This is a genomic window from Arthrobacter sp. NicSoilC5 (assembly GCF_019977395.1).
In the GTDB taxonomy this organism is placed as follows: Bacteria; Actinomycetota; Actinomycetes; order Actinomycetales; family Micrococcaceae; genus Arthrobacter.
Genome location: NZ_AP024660.1, coordinates 3,767,543 through 3,788,771, shown reverse-complemented (window position 1 = coordinate 3,788,771; position 21,229 = coordinate 3,767,543). Strand labels below are relative to the sequence as shown.

The following is a 21,229-nucleotide window of genomic DNA, read 5'->3' as shown; positions in this document are numbered from 1 at the left end:
TTCAAAGTTACCGGCTGGCTTCCTGCGTGTCAAACCGGCGTCCGCGACCATCCTCAGCATATGCTTGGGGGATCGGTTTTCCGTCTGACTCCGTGGAGCAGCGCGGAAATAAACTCTACCACCACTCCTCCCGGATCGCCAGTCGGCCCTCGCGTGGTGTCCCGCAGGCAGCCGAAAGGCCCGGAATCACGCGGATTCCGGGCCTTTCGTGGATGACCGCCGTGGGGGTCAGCCAGCCGTTGATGCTCCCGGCTTGAAGTAGGACGCCCCGAGCGGAGGCAGCGTGACAGTCAGCGTCGCCGGCTGGCCATCCTGTCCTTCGTCCACTGCCTTCAGCTCGCCGTCGTTCAGTACACCGGATCCGCCGTAGGTGGTGTGGTCGGTGTTCAGGACCTCGGTCCAGGCCCCGGCAGTGGGGACACCCAGGGTGTAGCCGACATGCGGGGCGCCGGAGAAGTTGATGGCACAGACAACCGGGTTGCCGTCGGCGTCCCACCTGATGAAGGACAGGACGTTGCGGTCCGCGTCGCCACCGTTGATCCACTGGAAACCAGCCGGAACATTGTCCTGCGTGTACAGCGCCGGGGTGGACGCGTACAGCTCGTTGAGGTCCTTGGTGAGCAACTGCAGTCCCCTGTGTGCGGGGATGTCGGCGAGCCACCAGTCCAGGCCGTGCTGTTCAGACCACTCGGCTTCCTGGCCGAACTCGGTGCCCATGAAGATGAGCTGCTTGCCGGGGTGGGCCCACTGGTAGGCGAAGAAGGCCCGGAGGTTCGCCAGCTGCTGCCAACGGTCACCGGGCATCTTGCGGAGCATTGAGCCCTTGCCGTGGACAACCTCGTCGTGGCTGATGGGCAGCAGGAAGTTCTCCGTGAAGGCGTAAACCAGGGAGAACGTCACCGTCCCGTGGTGCCACCTGCGGTTGTAGGGGTCCTCGGAGATGTACTTGAGGGAATCGTGCATCCAGCCCATGTTCCACTTCAGGCCGAAGCCCAGGCCGCCGTGGCTGGTGGGCGCAGTAACGCCCGGGAACGCCGTGGATTCTTCCGCGATCATGACGGCGCCGGGGTGGGTCTTGTAGACGGTGGCGTTGACTTCCTGCAGGAAGGAGATGGCCTCGAGGTTCTCCCTGCCGCCGAAGCGGTTGGGCCGCCACTGGCCTTCCTGGCGTGAGTAGTCGAGGTAGAGCATGGAGGCCACCGCGTCCACGCGCAGGCCATCGATGTGGAATTCCTCCAGCCAGTAGAGGGCGTTGGCCACCAGGAAGTTCCGGACCTCGGTGCGCCCGAAGTCGAAGATCAGGGTGCCCCAGTCGGGGTGTTCGCCAAGTGCCGGGTCCGAGTGTTCGTACAGCGGCTCGCCGTCAAACCGGGCCAGGGCCCAGGCGTCCTTCGGGAAGTGTGCGGGCACCCAGTCCAGCAGGACGCCGATTCCTGCCTGGTGGAGGGCGTCCACCAGGTAGCGGAACTCGTCCGGGTGTCCGAACCGGGATGTGGGCGCGAAGTAGGAGGTGACCTGGTAACCCCAGGAACCGCCGAACGGGTGCTCTGCGACGGGCATGAATTCCACGTGCGTGAATCCCAGCCACTTGACGTACTCCACCAGTTCCTTGGCGAGCTCGCGGTAGCCGAGGCCCAGGCGCCAGGATCCGAGGTGCACCTCGTACACGCTCATGGCGGAGTTGTGGGGATCGCGTTTGGCCCGCGCTTCCATCCATTCCTCGTCCTTGAACGCGTAGGAGGGTTCCACCACCCTGGATGCGGTCAAGGGGGGAACTTCGGTGCCGAACGCCAGCGGATCGGCCTTTTCAACCCAGTAGCCGCCCCGGGTCAGGATTTCGTACTTGTAGCAGGCCCCCGCGGCGACGCCGGGGATGAAGACCTCCCACACGCCGGAGGAACCCAGGGAGCGCATGGAGTGTTCCCGTCCGTCCCAGGCGTTGAAGTCGCCCTTGACGCGGACGGCCTGCGCGTTGGGGGCCCAGACGGCAAAGGACACACCGTTGACGTCTCCCAGCGCCGACTTGTAATGCCGGACATGGGCGCCGAGCACCTGCCACAGTTTCTCGTGCCGGCCTTCACCGATGAGGTGGAGGTCAACTTCGCCCACGGTGGGCAGGTAGCGGTAGGGCTCGTCAACGGTCACCGGGTCCTTGCCCGGGTAGGCGACCGTGAGGCGGTAGTCGGGAACGTGCCCCTGCTCCAGCGGTTCCAGGACGGCAACCCAGACGCCGTGGGCCTCGTGTTCCATGGGAACTTCACCGGCACGGGTGACCACGGTGACTGCTTCGGCGAGGTGCTTCACGGTCCGGATGGTGACGTGCCCATAGTCGTCCAGGTGCGCGCCCAGGACGGAGTGGGGGGCGTGGTGTTCACCGTTCGCGATCCTGCCCAGGGTGCCTTCATCCACGTGCAGGGGCACCCCCGGGCGGTCAGTTCGTGCTGAGCCAGTCATTTCGTTACCTTCCGATGCTGCACCGGCGGAGTCGCCGGCACCGTTACTGCCCAGGAGCCGCCTGGCGGCGTTTACTGGAATCGCCACCCAGTCGGGCCTGTTACGCATTTCATAAACAACTTCGTACAGCGCCTTGTCCAGCCACAATGCCACAAACAGCGGTGAGGTTTGGTCCACCGTCCCGGGAATGACCCCGGCGTACCCTGCCAGGAAGGCGTCGGCGCAGTCATCCACCCACCTGTCCGGCACCTGGGCACCCTCCTGCTCGCGCTGGGCTGCGCCGGCGGCGTAGTCGAAGGACCGCAGCATGCCGACGACGTCGCGCAGGGGCACGTCCGGCACGTTCCGTTCGGCGATGGGCCGCAGGGGCTCGCCCTCGAAGTCCAGGATGGCCCAGCGGGACCCGTCGCCCGACTGGCCGGTGACCTGGAGGATCTGGCCCAGGTGCAGGTCGCCGTGGATGCGCTGGAGGGGCCCCTCGGGTGCCTTGTCCAGGTTTGCCAGCAGGGCGTCCAGGGCATCGTCGTAAGGTCCGACGGCGGCACGCGCCTCCGCCCAGGCGGCCCGGACGCGCTGGGCAACGGCGGGTCCTGCACCCTTGCCGGGTTCAGGCCCGCTCGACTGCCCCAGGGCCTCCGCAAGGCGCTTGTGCACCGTGGCGGTGGCGGCGCCAAGGGCCCTTGCTTCCGTCGTGAAGTCCGTGCCCGAGCGGGCTGCGTCCACCGCCAGCCGCCAGGCATCGCGTCCACCGGCGAGGAATTCGTGGGCCACCGCAAGCTCACCCTGGACGTACCGGGTAGCTTGGCCGGTGCCGGTTGGGGTGTGGTTGCCGTGCCCCAGCCACTCGCCCCGGACCCAGCCGAGGGTGGCGGGGACTTCCGACGTCCCTGCCTTGGTCAGTGCCGCTCCCACCTCGATCTCCGGGTTGGTTCCGTCCGACAGGACCCGGAAGAATTTCACCATGGCGGCCGATTCGCCGTCGTCCACAATGACGGAACTGTTGGACTGCTCACCGGAGAGCACCTTCACGACGCCCTTCGCCGTGGGCAGGCGGTAGGGTACTTCCACGCGGAATCCCGTCGCGGTGCCGCTGTCCGCCTTTCCTTCCTGCCGAATGAGCTCCAGCCACGCGCCCACGAAGTCGGGGTCGTGGACGGCGTCGTACACCCAGGGGCGGGTGGGATCCATTCCTGCCGCTTCACCCACCAGCGCACGCTCCATGCCCCCTGCCGGCGCCGGCCGGAAGCTCAAGGGAACCTGGACGACGGCGGTGCGCTGACCGCCGTCGGGCCCCTGGGTGGTGACGTTGAGGAGGAATACGGCCAGCGCCGCGTGTCCGCTGGGGTCCGCCAGTCCCAGGCTGCCGGCCTGGGAGATGGCGAAATCGGGGGTTTTGACCGGGAACCAACGCTGCTGCGGCAGCCATTCCTTGAGCAGCGCGGTGAGGGCGGGAGTGAGGATTGGCTGGTTCATCTCAGTTCTCTATCGACAGGATGGGCATGGCCTGGGTGTACGGCGAGGACGGGTTCGACCCCGCCGAGCGCATCCGAAGCCAGAAGAAATCGTGGCTTCCGATGGTCAGGGTAAGGGTGCCGTCGTCGCCGATGCCGGGGAAGATCTGTCCGCCGAACACATCGCGGAGCCCCCGGCCTGCGTATTCGGGGATCCGCAGCGTGGCAGCGACCGGATGCTGGGAGAGGTTGAAGGCGCACAGGATGGTCTCCCCGTCGGCCCCGGCAGGGTTGGTGTCCGGCAGTTCGCGCAGGTACGCCAGAACGGCGTCGTGGTCTGCTTCCACATGCTTGAAGCCGCCCAGTCCGAACGCGGGGTGGTTCTTGCGGACGCTGAGGATCTGCCGGGTCCAGCGCAGCAGGGACCCGGAGTGGGCAGCCTCAGCTTCGACGTTGGCCATGGCGTAGTTGTACACCAGGGACTGGATGGGCGGCAGGTACAGCTTGCCGGGATCGGCATGGGAAAAGCCGGCGTTCCGGTCCGGGTTCCACTGCATGGGGGTGCGGACGGCATCGCGGTCCTCCAGCCAGATGTTGTCCCCCATGCCAATCTCGTCGCCGTAGTACAGGAACGGGCTGCCCGGAAGCGAAAGCAGGAGGGCGTTGATCAGTTCGATCTCGGCCCGCGAGTTGTCGAGCAGGGGTGCCAGCCGGCGGCGGATGCCGATGTTGGCCCGCATGCGCGGGTCCGGGGCGTACCAGCCCAGCATTGCCGCACGCTCATCGGCGGTGACCATTTCCAGGGTCAGCTCGTCGTGGTTGCGGAGGAACGTGCCCCATTGCGCGCCCTCGGGGATGTCCGGGGTGTCGCGCATCGTTTCGATGATGGGCGCCGCCTTTTGGTCCCGCAGCGCGTAGTAGAGGCGGGGCATGATGGGGAAGTGGAACGCCATGTGGCACTCGGGTTCATCGACGGTGCCGAAGTATTCCACCACCTCGTTGGGCGGCTGGTTTGCTTCGGCGATGATCACGCGGCCGGGATAGCGTTCATCCACCATTTCCCGCAGCCGGCGGAGGAACTCGTGGGTGGCCGGAAGGTTTTCGCAGTTGGTGCCCTCCTCCTCGAAGAGGTAGGGAATGGCGTCCGCGCGGAAACCGTCAATCCCCTGGTCCAGCCAGAACCGGACAACGTCGAAGACGGCCTCGATCACCTTGGGATTTTCGAAGTTCAGGTCCGGCTGGTGGCTGAAGAACCGGTGCCAGAAGAACTGCCGGCGGATGGGATCGAACGTCCAGTTCGATTCCTCCGTGTCGACGAAGATGATACGTGCGTCCTGGTATTTCTCGTCCGTATCGCTCCAGACGTAGAAGTCGCCGAAGGGACCGTCCGGGTCCTTCCGGGATTCCTGGAACCAGGGGTGCTGGTCGGAGGTGTGGTTCAGCGGGAGGTCGATGATCACCCGGACGCCGCGGGCATGCGCTTCTGCCACGAGCCGTTTGAAGTCGCTGATGGTGCCGAATTCATCCAGGACCGAGTTGTAGTCGGAGATGTCGTAGCCGCCGTCCCGCAGCGGCGACTGGAAGAACGGGGGCAGCCAGAGGCAATCCACGCCCAGCCACTGGAGGTAGTCCAGCCGGTCGATGAGTCCGGAGAAATCCCCGGACCCATCGCCGTTGGCATCCGCAAACGCCCGGACCAGTACTTCGTAGAACACTGCCTTGCGGTACCACAAAGGGTCATGCTGAAGGCCAGGCGCATTTAGCTCGAACGTGCTCTTGGGAGTGAAGTGGCCGGAACTTTGCGGGTTGAAACTCACTGATGCATTCTCCTCACGCTCAGGATGTGGGCGGGCTCCACGTGCGGATCAAGCCGTACGTAGTTGAACTCGCCCCACTCCCAGCTTTGGCCGGAGATAAGGTCATCCACATAGAAGCCGCCGCCCGGGGTGATGTCCTGCGGGTCCAGTTCGAGGGCCGCCAGGTCCAGGGAGACGCTGCATTCCTTGGTGACGTGCGGGTCCACGTTGACCACCACGATGATGGTGTCCTTGGAGCCGTCGGGAAGGGTCTTGTGCTTCGAGTAGACAACAGTGGAGTCATCGGTGCTCTGGTGGACCGTCAGGTTCTGCAGGTCCAGCAGCGCGGGGTGGTCCCGCCGGATGTGGTTCAGCCGGGTGATGTACGGGGCCAGCGTGCGTCCGGACTCGGCGGCGGCGTCCCAGTCGCGGGCCTTGTACTCGAACTTCTCGTTGTCGATGTACTCTTCCGCACCGGGCCGGGCAACGTGTTCGTACAGTTCATAGCCGGCGTAGACGCCCCAGAGCGGGCTTCCGGTGGCGGCCAGGACAGCCCTGATCCGGAACGCCGCCGGTCCGCCGTACTGCAGGTATTCCGTGAGGATGTCCGGGGTGTTGACGAAGAAGTTGGGCCGGAAGAACGCCGGTGATTCGTGGCTGACTTCCTCGAAGTAGGTCTCGATTTCCTTCTTGGTGTTGCGCCACGTGAAGTACGTGTAGGACTGCTGGAAGCCGGCCCTGCCCAGGGCGTGCATCATGGCCGGGCGGGTAAAGGCTTCGGCCAGGAACACAACACCTGGTTCGGCTTTTTCCACTTCCGCAATGAGCCATTCCCAGAACCACACCGGTTTGGTGTGCGGATTATCCACGCGGAAAATCTTTACGCCGTGGCTGACCCACAGCAGCACGATCCGCAGAATTTCCCGGGAAAGTCCTTCCGGATCATTATCGAAATTGAGCGGATAGATGTCCTGGTACTTCTTTGGCGGGTTTTCGGCGTAGGCAATGCTGCCGTCCACCCTGGTGGTGAACCATTCCGGATGGGACTGCACCCACGGGTGGTCCGGGGCGGCCTGGAGTGCGAGGTCCAGGGCTACCTCCAGGCCCAGTTCGTTGGCACGCGCCACGAAGGCGTCGAAGTCCTCGAAGGATCCGAGGTCGGGGTGGATGGCGTCGTGGCCGCCCTCCTTGGCTCCGATGGCCCAGGGTGAGCCGGGATCATTGGGGCCGGCCACCAGGGTGTTGTTGGGTCCCTTGCGGAACTGCACGCCGATGGGGTGGATGGGGGGCATGTAGAGGACGTCGAAGCCCATGGCTGCCACGGCGTCCAGCCGTTTGGCGGCGGTACGGAAGTTGCCTGACGTCCAGGCGCCGGTGTTGTGGTCCTTGACGGCGCCTTCGGACCGGGGGAAGAACTCGTACCAGGCGCCCCGCCCGGCCCGGTCCCGCTCCACCAGGAGGGGGTATTTTTCAGAAACGGTGACGAGTTCCCGGATGGGCTGGCGGGACACGATGTCCGCGACTTCCTGGCTGAACCCGGCCCCAAGCCGTTCCTCCGTGCTGCGGGACTGGTCGCCCAGGACCTCCGAGGCATGCCGCAGGGCTGCCCGGTCCACCTCGTCCCGGAAGTCCTCTGCGGACGCTTCGCCCAGCAGTTTGGCACCTTCGGCGAGCATGAGTTCGACGTCGATTCCGGCGTCGATCTTCACTTCGGCGTTGTGGTGCCAGGTGCCGTAGCGGTCGTGCCAGGCTTCGATGACAAAAGACCAGTTCCCCGTTTCCGACGGCGTGAGCACGCCTTCCCAGCGGTCCGTGCCCATGCCACGTTCCCCGCGCGGTGGCGCAAGCCGGACGCGCTGGCGCTCGGCGCCGGAGGGGTCAAGGAGCACGGCGCTGACGCCGAGCTGGTCATGCCCCTCGCGGAAGGCGGTGGCGCCCACGACAATGGCCTCGCCGGGCAGGGCCTTGGCCGGGAATTTGCCGCCCTCGACGACGGGCTGCACGGCAGTGATGGGAAAACGCCCAAACCGCAAGTCCTCGGTGATACTGCGCTGGGGCATTTTGGTGGATGCGGCACTGGTTCCTGAGTTAGTCGTCACAGGCTCGACGTTAGCGAGAAATGACCCGGATTGCTAAGCCTGCTCCCTAAAATCGCCGTGCCGCGGCCTAATTTCTTCATGCCCCTGTCATTTACCCAAAAGAAACCGAAAGCTGGTTCCGGCCGCGCATGTTGTCGGTTAGTGTGACGCAGGTGAAGGCAATCCGCAGGTTTACGGTCCGTACAGTCCTCCCCGAACCCATTCGGCCTTTGGCCAGGCTGGCCAGCAATTTGCGGTGGTCCTGGCACCGCCCCACCCGGGAGCTTTTCGCCGGGCTGAACCCGCGGCTGTGGGAGGAAAGCGGGCAGGACCCCATCGGTTTCCTGGGCATGGTCAGCCGGGAGGAATTCCAGCAGCTCGCCGCGGACCAGTCGGTGGTGGACCGGGTGCGCGCCGCAGAACAGGACCTTGACCGGTACCTCCAGGAACCGCGCTGGTACCAGGGCCTGGGCCCGGATGCACCCGCCTCCATCGCCTACTTCTCCCCCGAGTTCGGCATCACCGAGGTCCTCCCCCAGTACTCGGGCGGCCTGGGAATCCTCGCCGGCGACCACTTGAAGGCTGCCTCGGACCTCGGCGTCCCCCTGATCGGGGTGGGCCTGCTGTACCAGGCGGGCTACTTCAAGCAGTCACTGTCCCGCGACGCGTGGCAGCAGGAGACCTACCCCGTCCTGGATCCGGACGGCCTGCCGCTGACCCTGCTCCGGGAACCCTCCCCCGACGGCAACGGCAAGGCCCTGGAGGTCTCCCTTCCCCTGCCCAACGGGCGCCGGCTGCTGGCACACATCTGGCGGGCCGACGTCGGACGCGTTCCCCTGCTCCTCCTGGACTCCAACGTGCCGGGCAATGACGACGCCGCCCGCAGCATCACCGACCGTTTGTACGGCGGAGGCGGCGACCACCGGCTGCAGCAGGAGCTGCTGCTGGGGATGGGCGGGGTCAAGGCCCTGCGCGCCTTCCAGAAGCTGACGGGCAGCGCCGCGCCGGAGGTGTTCCACACCAACGAAGGCCACGCGGGGCTCCTTGGCATCGAGCGCATCCAGGAACTGATGTCCGGCGAACAGGCCCTGACATTCGACGAAGCACTCGCCGCCGGGCGGGCCTCCACCGTGTTCACCACGCACACGCCCGTGCCTGCCGGCATCGACAGGTTTGAGATTAACCAGATCAGCCATTTCTTCCAGGCCGGACTGGCTCCGGACGTGCCCGTGGACCGTGTCCTGGAATTGGGACGGGAGAACTACGCGGACGGTAACCCGGCCGTGTTCAACATGGCGGTCATGGGCCTGCGCCTGGCCCAGCGCGCCAACGGCGTGGCCAAGCTCCACGGCGAGGTGTCGCGCGGCATGTTCTCCGCCCTCTGGCCGGGCTTCGACCACTCCGAGGTGCCCATCACCTCGGTCACCAACGGCGTGCACGTGCCCACCTGGGTGGACAGCCGCATCTCCAAGCTCGCCCGCGACCAGTTTGGCAGCGAGGCCGAAGCGCTGGGCAAATGGGACCTGGCCTACAACGTCAGCGACGCCGACGTCTGGGCCCTGCGCCGCGAGATGCGCGCTGCCCTGGTGGAGGACGTCCGCCGCAGGCTGCGGGCGGCCTGGAAGAAGCGCGGCGCGGCCGACGCAGAGCTGGGTTGGACAGACAACGTCCTGGACCCTGACATCCTCACCATTGGTTTTGCCCGCCGCGTGCCCACCTACAAGCGGCTGACCCTGATGCTGCGCGAACCGGCGCGGTTGAAGGCGCTGCTCCTGCACAAGGACCACCCCATCCAGCTGGTTATCGCCGGCAAGTCGCATCCTGCCGATGACGCCGGGAAGAAGATGATCCAGGACCTGGTGCGGTTCACGGATGATCCCGAGGTCCGGCACCGCATCGCATTCCTGCCCAACTACGACATCGCCATGGCCAGGACCCTGTTCCCGGGCTGCGACGTCTGGCTGAACAATCCGCTGCGTCCGCTGGAGGCCTGCGGCACGTCGGGCATGAAGGCAGCCCTGAACGGCTCGCTGAACCTTTCCGTCCTGGACGGCTGGTGGGATGAGATGTACGACGGCGAGAACGGCTGGGCGATTCCCACGGCCAACAACGACGCTTCCCCCGAGGAGCGGGACGACATCGAGGCGGCGGCGCTGTACGAGCTGCTGGAAACACAGGTGGCGCCGCGCTTCTACGGCGGAACGGTGTCCGAAGGCGCTGGTGCTGCGGGGCCCTCGACCACGCGGAGCGAGAAGGTGCCCACGCACTGGGTGTCCATGATCAAGCACACCCTCTCGCACCTCGGCCCGGCCGTGTCCGCTGAGCGCATGCTCCGCGACTACGTGAACATCCTGTACCGCCCCGCCGCGGAAGCGGGACGCAGCGCCACTGCCAACTCCTACGCCCAGGCCCGTGCGCTGGCATCCTGGTCCGCCAAGGTACGCGGCGCCTGGCCACAGGTCCACGTTGAGCACGTTGATTCGGTGGGGGTATCCGAGGATCCGCAGATCGGTGACACGCTCCAGGTCAACGCCTACGTGGCGCTGAACGTCCTCACCCCGGAGGACGTCTGCGTCGAGGTGGCCTACGGCCGGGCCGAGGAGAACGACGCCCTTGCCGACATCACCATGATGGAGCTCCAGGTGAAGGAAGACCTGGGCAGCGGGCGGCACCTGTTCAGCGGCTCCCTGGTCATCGACCGCTCCGGGCCGTTCGGTTACACGGTCCGCGTCCTGCCCCGGCATGATGCCCTGGCCTCCAAGGCGGAGCTCGGGTTGATCGTCAACGCTTAGCCCATTGCGGATAAGGACCGGCAGGCCTGCTTCCTGGCAGGCCTGCCGTTCCGTTTAAGGAAGCACCGCGGTCACTTAAAGAAGCACTGCGGTGACGGCCAGGTCCTTGCCCGCGTACCGTTCCGCGTCCTGCAGGATCTCGCACAGGATGCCGAACGACCTGTCGGCGCGGAACGGCGCCGCCACCTGCCACAGGACCGTGACAGGCGGGGTGCCGTTTTCGCTGATGCTGTCCGCAAAGTCGTGGAGCGAGTCGTTCAACGCATCCAGGTTCACGCCGTAGTGCTCGGGAAAATCCAAAACCTCGCCGAAGGTTTCCAGGACGGCGCGCTTGCTGTCCGCCGGGGGAACCACCACGCTGCGGCGCCCGGCGTCGGCCACCTGTTCCTGCAGTTCTTCAAGGGTCCAGGTGTCGCCGGAGAAGATTCTCATGGTTGTGCTAGCTGCCTTCCGCTATGTACTTGAACGTTGCGTAGTGATCGCCGGTGTAATACTTCTCCCCGCCACTGCCCGCCACGATGCGCCGTGCACCCCGGTCCGGTTCACCGGGGGTGGGGACGGTGTACTCGCGGTAGTAGCCGCGGTCCCGGGCTGGGAGGACCCGCTCGAAGTTTCCGAACACCTGGTCATCCTGCCCGTACTGGAACGGGCCGCCCGCCCGGATCAGCGCCAGCACCCGGCGGCCCTCCACCGGCAGCGCGGATTCCCTGATCTCCGGGAGGCTGGACGGGTTGGCTCCCCGGTGGGGCGCTGACTGGTTCGCTGCCGGGGACGTGGCCGTTCCAGCCGGAGTGGACGCGCGGCTGGAACCAGCGTCCGGCGTCGCGCCGTCCGTCTGCCCGCCCAGCAGCCCGGCACCGCCGAAGGCCACCACGGCCAGGACCACCAGGGTGGTGAGGAGCAGCGGGAGGATGGAGCGGTTGCGCATTCGGGATTACCTGCCGGATGGGTGGACTGGCGTCTGGTGGTGCTGTGGCTACGTGCGGTAGATGCTGATGGAGTTGGCCTCGGCCAGGTCGACGTCCCCGGCAGCCACCTGGATGCCCTGCCGCTGCTTGTGGCGGGGTGAGGTGGTCAGCCGGAGCTCGAACAGGCTCGGAGCCGGCCGTCCGGCGTCGGGCAGGGTGACCTCGACGTCATGGGCGCCTCCGTTGACCACCACCAGCCCGGCAAGGTCGCCGCCGTCGTCGCGGAGCAGGAGCTGCAGGACGCGGTGGTGCGGATCGTTCCAGCGCTCGGCGGACATGGGCTGGCCGTGCTGGTCGAACCAGTAGAGGTAGGACTGTTCATCCCGGACCGGGAAATCATGCGGCTGGGCGGCCAGGAACTCCTTGCGCAGCCGGATGTACCGCTTGGTGCTGCGCAGCATCTCGTGCGCCTCCGGCGTCAGCGTCCAGTCCAGCCAGGTGATGGCATTGTCCTGGCAGTAGGCGTTGTTGTTCCCGTGCTGGGTCCTGGCCAGCTCGTCCCCGGCAGTAATCATGGGAACGCCGAGCGAAACCATCAGCGAGGCCATCAGGTTGCGCCGCGACTGCGCACGCTGTGCCAGGATGGCGCCGTTCTCGGTGGGGCCCTCCACGCCGTGGTTGTAGCTGCGGTTGTCTCCGTGCCCATCCCTGTTTTCCTCGCCGTTGGCCTCGTTGTGCTTGCGGTCGAAGGACACGAGATCGTTCATGGTGAAGCCGTCATGGGCGGTGACGAAGTTGACCGAGGCCAGGCGCGAGCGGCCGGACGCCTGGAAGAGGCCTGCGGAGCCGGACAGGGCGTCGGCGAGCTTTGCCATCGTCCCGCCATGTCCGCCGGAATCGATGGCTGCGCGGTCTGCCAGCCAGAAGGTCCGGACAGCATCGCGGAAGTGGTCGTTCCAGTCAACCCACCCCCGGGGGAACCGGCCCGTCTGCCAGCCTCCGTAGCCAATGTCCCAGGGTTCGGCGATCAGCTTGACCCCGGACAGGACGGGGTCGGCGGCGACGGCGGTGAGGAAGGGGTGATGGGGGTCGAACTCGTTCGCGGCGTTGCGGCACAGCGTGACTGCCAGGTCGAACCGGAAACCGTCGATGTGGAACTCGTCCACCCAGTACCGGAGGGAGTCGGTCACCAGCTGGACCACGTGCTGGTCCCCGAAGTTGAGGGAGTTGCCGCAGCCGGTGGTGTCGAGGTACTTGCCGTGGCCGTCCACCCGGTAGTAGGTGTCTTCGCCGAGGCCGCGGAAGCTCAGGACAGGGCCGTCCGCCGTGCCCTCGGCCGTGTGGTTGTACACGACATCGAGGATGACTTCCAGCCCGGCGGCGTGCAGTGCCTTCACCATGGCCTTGAACTCGTCCTGGACCGCCTGCGGGCCCGCTTCCTGGGCTGCGCGGGTGGCGTAGCCGGGGTGCGGGGCGAAGAAGGCGGCGGTGTTGTACCCCCAGTAGTTGCTGAGGCCCAGGTCCTGCAGGTGTGGCTCGTCGATGTGGAAGTGGACGGGCAGGAGCTGGACTGACGTAATGCCCAGGCCTGTGAGGTGCTCGACGACGGCGGGGTGGGCCAGGCCGGCATAGGTGCCCCTGAGCTCCTCCGGCACGTCGGGATGGAGCATGCTCTGGCCGCGGACATGCGCTTCATAGACGATCGTGTTGCGCCACGGCAGGCGCAGCCGTTCGTCTGTTTCCCAGTCGAAATCGACGGCGGTGCGGACGCTGGTAAGGAAGCCATCCTGCTGGTCCACTCCCCTGCCGTATGGGTCCAGCAATAGGGGCTGGCGGGCGGAGCCGTTGCCTGCCGGACGCTCCGGCGGCAACGGCCGGCTGTCCGACGTCGGGCGGAAGCCGTAGCGCGATCCGTAGGGCAGGTCCTCCACGATGCCGTGGTGGACCCCCTTGGTGATGTTGGGCAGGGTCTGGGTCCGCCATTGGCCGCCGGGAGGGCAGTAGGCGATGTCCAGGCTGGCGACGCCGGGGGCGAAGCAGGCAACGTTGGCGCGTCCGCCGGCGTGGTGGCGGGTACCGCCGGAATCAGCGCGCGGGACGCTGACACCGAGGGGAACGGCCGTGGAGGCGTCCATGGTGGAAGCGGTGTCGAAAAGCGGCATGACCATCACCTAAATAGTAGCGGTCAGCGGCACTTGACCTGCCCATACGCGCCTGCGGCGCCGGGAACCCACCCGCGGATTACGGACCCGTGAAACTATCCGGCCGCGCGCTGGCGGGAAACCTCGTACAGCGAGATTCCCACAGCCATCGAAGCGTTCAGGGATTCCATGGCGGAATCGATGGGGATGGAGACGATCTGGTCGCAGTTTTCCCGCACCAGGCGGCTCAGGCCCTTCCCTTCCGAGCCCACCACGATGCACACCGGTTCGGTGGCCAGGGTGAGATCGGGCAGTGAAACGTCGCCGTCGCCGTCGAGCCCCAGGACATAGATGCCCATGGTCTTAAACTGCTTGAGGGCGTTGTTCAGGTTGGAGGCGCGGGCCACGGGCACGCGGACGGCCGCGCCGGCGCTGGTTTTCCAGGCCGAGGCGGTAACGCCCACGGAACGGCGCTCGGGCACGATGACGCCGTGGCCGCTGAAGGCGGAGACGGAGCGGATGATCGCACCCAGGTTCCGGGGGTCGGTGATGCCGTCCAGGGCCACGAAGAGCGGCGCGTTGGCGATGTGCCCCTTCTTCCACTTGTCCACGGTTTCCTCGGCCAGCTCGTAGGCATCCAGGTACTCGTAGGGCGGGATCTGCAGCACCAGGCCCTGGTGGACGGCGTCATCCGTCATCCGGTCCAGTTCAGGCTTGCCCGTCTCCAGCAGCGGAATGCCGCGTTCGGCGGCCAGCTTCAGGGATTCCTTGACCCGGTCGTCCATTTCGATGCGGATGGCAACGTGGAGGGCCTTCGCGGGGATGCCCGCGCGGAGCGCCTCGACCACGGAGTTGCGCCCGGTGACTACTTCCTCGGTGGCGCGGCCCTTGGGGCCGGACTTGGCGGCGCCGGCGCTGCGGGCACCGGTCCCGCGCTTCGCAGCGGACCGCTCGGAAAGCTGCCGTGCCTTGTGCGCCTTGTGGTACACGCGGTCCTCGGCTTTGGGCGTGGGGCCCTTGCCCTCGAGGGCCTTGCGGCCATGGCCACCGGTTCCGACGGTTGGGCCCTTCTTCGCTTTAACCGATCGGCGACCATTGTTGGCCATGATGTTCCACCCTTGATTGTGCTGACTGAATCTGCATACCAGTCTACTGACCCGAAAAAAATCGGGGGCAGCGGCCTGTTCAGTCCCGCTTGAGGCTCCAGGTGGCGCCGTCCGGGCCGTCCTCCACGACGACCCCTGCCTGGTTAAGGGTGTCCCGGATGGCATCGGACCTTGCCCAGTCCTTGTCGGCGCGGGCAGCCGCCCGGGCGGACAGCTGCGCCTCCACCAGAACGCCCAGCGCCTCGGCTTCACGCGTGCTCACCGCTGCGGAGCCTGCCACGGCGTTCAGGCCCAGGACCCCGGTCATGAGGATGACGGCGTGCATCGCGTTCCGGGCGGCGTCGTCGTCACCCTCGGCGAGGGCTGTGTTGCCCGCCCTGACGGTTTCGTGCAGGGCGGCCAGGGCGCGCGGGACGTTGAGGTCGTCGTCCATTGCTTCGCAGAAGGCATCCACGGCTGCGGAGGATGAACCGTGGGGGCCGTCCGCGAGGCCCGTGTCGCCGTCGAAGCGCGCCGCAGCTTTGGCCAGGAATCCGTCAATGCGTTCGACGGCGGCGGCGGCCTCCTGCAGGGACGTGGGGCGGTAGTCCAGGATGGACCGGTAGTGCGCCTGCCCCAGGTAGTAGCGGACCACGCGGGGCGGGGCGAGTTCCAGCATTTCCGCCGGGCTGATGGTGTTGCCAATGGACTTGGACATCTTTTCGCCCTGGTAGGTCACCATGCCGTTGTGCATCCAGAAGTTGGCGAACGGGTGTCCGGCCGCCTGCGACTGCGCCATCTCGTTTTCGTGGTGCGGGAACCGCAGGTCCAGTCCGCCGCCATGGATGTCGAAGGCGGTGCCGAGGTACTTGGTGACCATGGCGGAGCACTCAAGGTGCCAGCCGGGCCGTCCGTTACCCCAGGGCGAGGACCAGCTGGCGGTGGCCGGCTCTCCTTCTTTGGAACCCTTCCACAGCGCAAAGTCGCGGGGGTCCTTCTTGCCTCGGGGATCGGCGTCGGGCGCTGCCTGCATGTCGTCGATGTTCTGCCGGGTCAACGCGCCGTACTTGTTCCAGGAGCGGACGTCGAAGTACACGTCGCCCGAGTCATCCAGGGCCGGGTAGGCGTGGCCGCGGTCGATCAGCTGCTGGATCAGGGCGTGCATCTCCGGAATGTGACCGGTGGCCCTGGGTTCGTAGGTGGGGCGCGAAACACCGAGGGTGTCGTAGGCCTTCAGGAACTCCTGCTCGTAGCGGTACGCCAGGGCCCACCATTCTTCGCCGGCTACTTCCCCGGGTTCCGGGCTGAAGCCGGGGGCGAAGGAGGCTTCGGACTTGGCCAGGATCTTGTCGTCAATATCCGTCACGTTGCGGACAACCGTGACGCGCAGGCCCCTGTACTGCAGCCAGCGGGTGAGCTGGTCGAACGCGATGGCTGAGCGTATGTGGCCCACGTGCGGCATCCCCTGGACCGTGGCTCCGCAGTAGTAGAGGCTGACCTTGCCCTCGACGAGGGGGACGAAGTTCCGGACTTCGGCGGAGGCAGTGTCATAGAAGCGCAGGGTCACCGCTCCAGACTAACTGATAGGCCCGGCCCCCTCACGGGCGTAGGGGCTGCGGATACACCAGGGCGGTGGCTACGGCGGAGATGCCCTCCCCGCGCCCGGTGAATCCCAGGCCGTCACTGGTGGTTGCGGTGACGCCGACGTGGGCGCCTGCCGCCTCGCTCAGGACCTTTTGCGACTCTTCCCGGCGGGGCCCGAACTTGGGCCGGTTGGCCACGAACTGCACGGCCACGTTGCCGATCTCGAACCCGGCCGCCCTGACGATCCGTGCGGCCTCGGCGAGGAGGGTGGCACCGGACGCTCCGGCGAATTCCGGACGGTCCGTACCGAAGTGGGTACCGAGGTCGCCGATGCCGGCGGCCGAAAACAAGGCGTCAGCGGCGGCATGGGCCACGGCGTCGCCGTCGGAGTGTCCGGCGAGGCCGCGTTCGCCGGGCCAGAGGAGGCCGCCGAGCCACAGCGGACGGGGGGAATCCTCCGGGGCGTACGCATGGACATCGATTCCCACGCCCGTGCGCGGAAGGACCACGTCCGGGCTCATCCTTCCACCCAGCGGGCACCAAGCGGACCCTCAAGGAGCCCTTCGGCGAAGATGAGGTCCAGGGGGGTGGTGATCTTCAGGGATTGTGTGGACCCGCGGACTGCATGGACCGGGGTACCCAGCATCTCCACGAGCATCGCGTCATCGGTGACCGCTGCGGCCTGCTGGCCGTCCAGGCCCTGCGCCGCCTCGTGCGCCTTCAGCAGGGTGCCGATCGTGAAGCCCTGCGGAGTCTGCACTGCCCGCAGTTCCTCGCGCCGGGCGGTCCCCGTGACGACCTCGGGGGCAATCGCCGAGTCATCCCCGGCCGTGGCCGCCACAGTCTTGACCGTGTCCACCACAGGGAGCACGGGAATGACCGCGGCGGCGCCGGCAACGAGGGAGTCGCTGACGCGGTGGAAGACGGATTCGGGGGTGAGGGCCCGTGCGGCGTCATGGACCAGGACGGCCTCGATACCGTCCATGAGTGCGGCAATCCCGGCGCGCACGGACCCGGCCCTGGTGGATCCGCCGTCGACAACAGTCAGGAGGGGGCCGCCGTCGGCAAGTTCCTCCCGGAAGTCGTCGCACAGCCGGCGCAGGTCCTGGTCGCCGGCGGGCAGCGCGACGCACACCTGGGTGGCCACACCGGACGCGACAATGCCGCGCAGGGCATGCATCAGGATTGGTTCTCCGCCCAGCGGAACGGCTGCCTTGGGCATGCCGTAGCCGAGGCGCTGCCCGGAACCTGCGGCAACCACGATGACCGCTGTGACCAGGCGCGTGGGTGATTCACTCATGCGGACTAGCCTACGACGCCGCCACTTCCGATGGGCGATTTAGGCACCGCCGCGGTGGGCCCAGAAAAAGAAGCCCCGGCGGCACTTGCGTGCAGCCGGGGCTAAATTCTTAGGAAGCCAGGACCTCGTCGAGAACGCTTGCAGCCTTCTCCTCGTCGGTCTTTTCAGCCAGCGCCAGTTCTGAAATCAGAATCTGGCGGGCCTTGGCCAGCATTCGCTTCTCGCCTGCGGAAAGGCCCCGGTCGTGATCCCGGCGCCACAGGTCGCGAACAACCTCTGCCACCTTGATGACGTCACCGGAAGCAAGCTTCTCCAGATTTGCCTTGTACCTGCGTGACCAGTTGGTGGGCTCCTCGGTGAACTCGGCGCGAAGCACATCGAACACGTGCTCCAGGCCTTCCTTGCCCACTACGTCCCGGACCCCAACAAGGTCAACGTTCTCTGCTGGAACTTCAATGGTCAGATCACCCTGAGCCACCTTGAGCTTGAGATACATCTTCTCTTCGCCCTTGATGGTGCGCATCTTGATTTCTTCAATCTTCGCAGCACCGTGGTGAGGGTAAACTACTGTCTCGCCGACCTCAAATACCATGTGGACATTTCCCCTTTCCCGCAGACCAGTTTATCACGATTCAGGCATATGACCGGCCGGAGAAAGGGCTCCCAACCGCGAAAATACGCGGGAAAACGGCCCAATCAACCCCCTCCACCCCCTTGACGGATGCGCTGATTAGTGCATCAGGTGAGCGCTCCCACGGGGGATGTGACACCGCCGAATCCTCGTTTGCCCCTCTTTGCCGATAGGCTATGGCTGAAAAAGACTTCAAATTTCTCGAGGAGTACGTGACGTGCGTTCCACTGCGATGAACCGGGCCCAGCGCGGCAAACTGGCACTGACGGCTGCTGCCCTTGGCGCCAGCCTGCTGACCGCGGGCTGCGGTTACATCACGCCCCAGCAGACCAGCCATCAGTACTCCGCCTCGGACGGCATCCGCGCAGACCTCGGTCCGCTGCAGCTGCGGAACATCCTCATCGTCTCCACCGGCGAGAACGAGCCCGGCCGCCTGATCGGTGCCGTCTACAACTCCTCCTCCAAGGACGTGAAGCTGACCGTCAACGGCGCGAAGGGCTCACAGACCGAGGTCTCGGTGAAGGCCAACTCCTCCACCATGCTGACCGAGAAGACCGACGCGGCCATCCTGAGCACCACCGGCGGCAAGCCGGGCTCCCTGGTGGACGTCAAGATCAGCGAGAACGGCACCAACGTCAGCAGCACGGTCAAGGTTCCCGTCCTGGACGCCACCCTGCAGGAGTACAAGGACTACGTCCCCACCCCGAGCCCCTCGGCGACGCCCACGCCGTCGTCCTCTTCTTCCGCAGGTGCGGGCGCAACGTCCTCCGCCGGCGCAACCTCCGGCGCCACGGCAACGGCAACCGCCACCACCCGCTAAAGCGGGCGCTGCAAGCAGCGGACACCAAGAGGGAGGAGCCATGCGGCTCCTCCCTCTTTGCGGTATTTGGCGATGTTGCCTTACGGCTCGAACTTGTAGCCGAGGCCGCGGACAGTCACCAGGTAACGGGGGGCCGAGGGGTCCGGCTCGATCTTGCCGCGGAGGCGCTTCACATGGACGTCCAGGGTCTTGGTGTCGCCAACGTAGTCCGAGCCCCACACACGGTCGATCAGCTGCCCGCGCGTGAGCACCCGGCCCGAGTTGCGCAGGAGCATCTCCAGAAGCTCGAACTCCTTCAGGGGAAGGAGGACCTGCTCGCCGTCCACGCTCACCACGTGCCGTTCAATGTCCATGCGGACGGGCCCGGCCTGGACTGTGGCGGAGATCAGTTCCTCAGGTTCTCCCTGGCGCCGCAGGACAGCCCGGACGCGGGCCACCAGTTCACGGGATGAGTAGGGCTTGGTGACGTAGTCGTCGGCGCCGAGTTCCAGGCCCACCACTTTGTCGATTTCCGAGTCCTTGGCGGTCAGCATGATCACGGGGACGCTGGAGCGCTGCCGGAGCTGGCGGCACACCTCCGTGCCGGAAAGCCCGGGGAGCTGCAGGTCCAGCAGCACCAGGTCGGCGCCGTTGCGGTCGAATTCGGTAATGGCGTCCAGCCCGTTGTCCACCACCTCAACCTCGAACCCTTCTTTGCCCAGCAAATAGGACAAGGGATCGCTGAACGACTCCTCGTCCTCAACAATCAAAATCCTGCTCAAGCGCTAGCTCCTCGTTCTGTTGCGCCGGCGGCGCGGGGTACTTGGGTCAGAGTGGCCTGTTCGGGCGCCCCGTGCGCCGGCCCCGGAGCCGGTGCAGGTGCCGTTGCGGCGGAAAGGGACAGCCCGGCGTCGCCGTCCTGCCCTTCCATCTCGGGCAGCCGGAGGGTGAAGGTGGATCCCTGCCCGGGCTGGGACCACAGCGTCACCTCGCCGCCATGGTTCGATGCCACGTGCTTGACGATGCTCAGGCCAAGGCCCGTGCCGCCCGTCTGGCGGGAGCGGGCGGCATCCACCCGGTAGAAGCGCTCGAAGACGCGTTCCTGGTCCTCCGGCGAGAGCCCGTCCCCCTGGTCGGTCACGGAGATGGAGACCAGGCCGTCCCGGGACCGGACGCCGATGCCAACGCGGGTGTTCGGGGGCGAGTAGCGAATGGCATTGTCGATGAGGTTCCGCAGTGCGGTGACCAGGAGGTCCTGGTCCCCGAACACCTTGCCGTCGGTGCGGCCGCCCACCACGATGCTGATGTTCTTGCTTTCGGCGGGCAGCTGGGACCGGTCCACGGCTTCGGCGATGACGGCGTTGATGTCCACGGGGCCGCCCTGCTGCGTCACGCTGGCGCCCTGCAGGCGGGAAAGTTCAATGATGTCCTGGACCAGGGCGGCCAGTCGTGCGGATTCCTTGTGCATGCGCTTGGCAAAGCGGCGCACAGCTTCTTCGTCGTCGGCGGAGGACTCCAGGGCCTCCGCCAGCAGGGAGATGGCACCCACCGGGGTCTTCAGTTCGTGCGACACGTTGGCCACGAAGTCGTTGCGGATCTCTTCTGTCCGGGTGATCTCGGTCCGGTCATCGGCCAGGAGGAGGATGTATTCCTCACCCAGCATGGCGGCCCGGACCTGGACGATGATGGTGCCTTGTCCCAGCGGTCCGCGCGGAAGCTCGAGCTGTTTTTCCAGGATGACGCCGTCCCGCCGGACCCCCGCGGTCATGTCCAGGAGTTCCTTGTGCACGACGGTGTGCCCGCGGACCAGGCCGTACGCGTAGGCCGCGGGGCTGGCGCGGACCACGCCGTCGACGTCGTCCAGCACCACGAAGGCCCGTCCGACGACGGCGAGCACCTCCGCGGCTCCCGCCGGCAGGGCAATCTCTTCGGCATCGACGTCCAGCAGTTCGCGCTGCTTCTCGCTGACCCGGTAGGCAAGCACGCCGAACGTGCCAAGCGCCAGGCCGATAAGGCCGGCAACCAGACCAATGAGCATAGGATCCACAGCTCCACTTTATGCTCTTGCCCGGCGCCTCCAGCCGGCTCAAGGCACTTACAGCGAACGGTTCAACTAACGTTCACCTGTGTGGGCATAATCGTTTACCGGGCGATGACAAAGTTAGAGGTCAGAGCGCCCAACGGCGACACGATTCCTGCTGCCCTGGAGC

Annotated in this window: 15 protein-coding genes; 2 read left to right on the top strand and 13 right to left on the bottom strand. The window is 66.4% G+C overall.

Translation table 11 applies throughout. The features are described from left to right. Window positions 1-228: 228 nt before the first annotated feature. The 3 genes from LDO22_RS17755 to LDO22_RS17745 are packed head-to-tail and all read right to left on the bottom strand — an operon-like array spanning window position 229 to window position 7,761. Window positions 229-3,927, bottom strand: a complete 3,699-nt coding sequence (locus LDO22_RS17755) for a 1,4-alpha-glucan branching enzyme (RefSeq protein WP_224024988.1) — start codon at window positions 3,925-3,927, stop codon at window positions 229-231. A 1-nt stretch (window position 3,928) separates the two neighbouring features. Then, entirely contained in the window at window positions 3,929-5,722 is a 1,794-nt protein-coding gene (treS, locus tag LDO22_RS17750; RefSeq protein WP_224024986.1) for a maltose alpha-D-glucosyltransferase, read from the bottom strand. Continuing rightward, on the bottom strand, window positions 5,719-7,761 hold the full coding sequence (locus LDO22_RS17745) for an alpha-1,4-glucan--maltose-1-phosphate maltosyltransferase (protein WP_224027275.1): 2,043 nt from the start codon (window positions 7,759-7,761) through the stop codon (window positions 5,719-5,721). Before LDO22_RS17745 ends, treS begins: the two co-directional genes overlap by 4 nt. Window positions 7,762-7,952: 191 nt before the next feature. Here LDO22_RS17745 and glgP point away from each other — a divergent pair, with 191 nt between their 5' ends. After that, a complete protein-coding gene (glgP, locus tag LDO22_RS17740; protein ID WP_224024984.1) occupies window positions 7,953-10,571 on the top strand; it encodes an alpha-glucan family phosphorylase in 2,619 nt (872 codons plus the stop codon). Window positions 10,572-10,646: 75 nt separating this feature from the next. On the opposite strand, the gene LDO22_RS17735 is transcribed toward glgP, so the two are convergent. The 8 genes from LDO22_RS17735 to LDO22_RS17700 form a co-directional block, all read right to left on the bottom strand. Beyond that, entirely contained in the window at window positions 10,647-11,003 is a 357-nt protein-coding gene (locus LDO22_RS17735) for a barstar family protein (protein ID WP_159632905.1), read from the bottom strand. 7 nt (window positions 11,004-11,010) lie between these two features. Continuing rightward, complete coding sequence (locus LDO22_RS17730) at window positions 11,011-11,499, bottom strand: ribonuclease domain-containing protein (protein WP_224024982.1); 489 nt, start codon at window positions 11,497-11,499, stop codon at window positions 11,011-11,013. A 48-nt stretch (window positions 11,500-11,547) separates the two neighbouring features. Continuing rightward, window positions 11,548-13,647 carry a glycogen debranching protein GlgX gene (gene glgX, locus LDO22_RS17725; protein WP_224024980.1) on the bottom strand — a complete coding sequence of 700 codons (2,100 nt, stop codon included), beginning with the start codon at window positions 13,645-13,647 and terminating at the stop codon, window positions 11,548-11,550. A gap of 89 nt (window positions 13,648-13,736) precedes the next feature. Further along, window positions 13,737-14,726, bottom strand: coding sequence for a 23S rRNA (guanosine(2251)-2'-O)-methyltransferase RlmB (rlmB, locus tag LDO22_RS17720; RefSeq protein WP_159632908.1), 990 nt, complete (start codon window positions 14,724-14,726; stop codon window positions 13,737-13,739). Window positions 14,727-14,805: 79 nt separating this feature from the next. Next, window positions 14,806-16,272, bottom strand: a complete 1,467-nt coding sequence (gene cysS, locus LDO22_RS17715; RefSeq protein ID WP_159632909.1) for a cysteine--tRNA ligase — start codon at window positions 16,270-16,272, stop codon at window positions 14,806-14,808. Between the two features lie 31 nt (window positions 16,273-16,303). Beyond that, entirely contained in the window at window positions 16,304-16,810 is a 507-nt protein-coding gene (ispF, locus tag LDO22_RS17710) for a 2-C-methyl-D-erythritol 2,4-cyclodiphosphate synthase (protein WP_159632910.1), read from the bottom strand. Continuing rightward, a complete protein-coding gene (gene ispD / locus LDO22_RS17705; RefSeq protein ID WP_224024978.1) occupies window positions 16,807-17,589 on the bottom strand; it encodes a 2-C-methyl-D-erythritol 4-phosphate cytidylyltransferase in 783 nt (260 codons plus the stop codon). Before ispD ends, ispF begins: the two co-directional genes overlap by 4 nt. A 109-nt stretch (window positions 17,590-17,698) precedes the next feature. Continuing rightward, window positions 17,699-18,181: a CarD family transcriptional regulator gene (locus LDO22_RS17700; protein WP_011690592.1), complete on the bottom strand. Its 483-nt coding sequence runs from the start codon at window positions 18,179-18,181 to the stop codon at window positions 17,699-17,701. A 271-nt stretch (window positions 18,182-18,452) separates the two neighbouring features. On the opposite strand from LDO22_RS17700, the gene LDO22_RS17695 reads away from it, so the two are divergent. Further along, window positions 18,453-19,040 (top strand): hypothetical protein, encoded by a 588-nt coding sequence (locus tag LDO22_RS17695; RefSeq protein ID WP_159635768.1) that lies wholly within the window; start codon window positions 18,453-18,455, stop codon window positions 19,038-19,040. A gap of 80 nt (window positions 19,041-19,120) precedes the next feature. Here the strand turns inward: LDO22_RS17695 and LDO22_RS17690 are convergent, their stop codons facing one another. Continuing rightward, on the bottom strand, window positions 19,121-19,801 hold the full coding sequence (locus LDO22_RS17690) for a response regulator transcription factor (protein WP_142119926.1): 681 nt from the start codon (window positions 19,799-19,801) through the stop codon (window positions 19,121-19,123). Further along, entirely contained in the window at window positions 19,798-21,057 is a 1,260-nt protein-coding gene (locus tag LDO22_RS17685; protein ID WP_224027274.1) for an ATP-binding protein, read from the bottom strand. The genes LDO22_RS17690 and LDO22_RS17685 overlap by 4 nt, the downstream gene beginning before the upstream one ends. Between the last annotated feature and the right edge of the window lie 172 nt (window positions 21,058-21,229).

Coding starts and splice junctions, on each gene's coding strand:
- LDO22_RS17700 (WP_011690592.1), bottom strand. CDS start 18,181: ATGGTATTTGAGGTCGGCGAGACAGTAGTTTACCCTCACCACGGTGCT.
- LDO22_RS17685 (WP_224027274.1), bottom strand. CDS start 21,057: ATGCTCATTGGTCTGGTTGCCGGCCTTATCGGCCTGGCGCTTGGCACG.
- ispD (WP_224024978.1), bottom strand. CDS start 17,589: ATGAGTGAATCACCCACGCGCCTGGTCACAGCGGTCATCGTGGTTGCC.
- glgX (WP_224024980.1), bottom strand. CDS start 13,647: ATGGTCATGCCGCTTTTCGACACCGCTTCCACCATGGACGCCTCCACG.
- LDO22_RS17755 (WP_224024988.1), bottom strand. CDS start 3,927: ATGAACCAGCCAATCCTCACTCCCGCCCTCACCGCGCTGCTCAAGGAA.
- rlmB (WP_159632908.1), bottom strand. CDS start 14,726: ATGGCCAACAATGGTCGCCGATCGGTTAAAGCGAAGAAGGGCCCAACC.
- ispF (WP_159632910.1), bottom strand. CDS start 16,810: ATGAGCCCGGACGTGGTCCTTCCGCGCACGGGCGTGGGAATCGATGTC.
- LDO22_RS17695 (WP_159635768.1), top strand. CDS start 18,453: ATGAACCGGGCCCAGCGCGGCAAACTGGCACTGACGGCTGCTGCCCTT.
- LDO22_RS17735 (WP_159632905.1), bottom strand. CDS start 11,003: ATGAGAATCTTCTCCGGCGACACCTGGACCCTTGAAGAACTGCAGGAA.
- LDO22_RS17745 (WP_224027275.1), bottom strand. CDS start 7,761: ATGCCCCAGCGCAGTATCACCGAGGACTTGCGGTTTGGGCGTTTTCCC.
- LDO22_RS17730 (WP_224024982.1), bottom strand. CDS start 11,499: ATGCGCAACCGCTCCATCCTCCCGCTGCTCCTCACCACCCTGGTGGTC.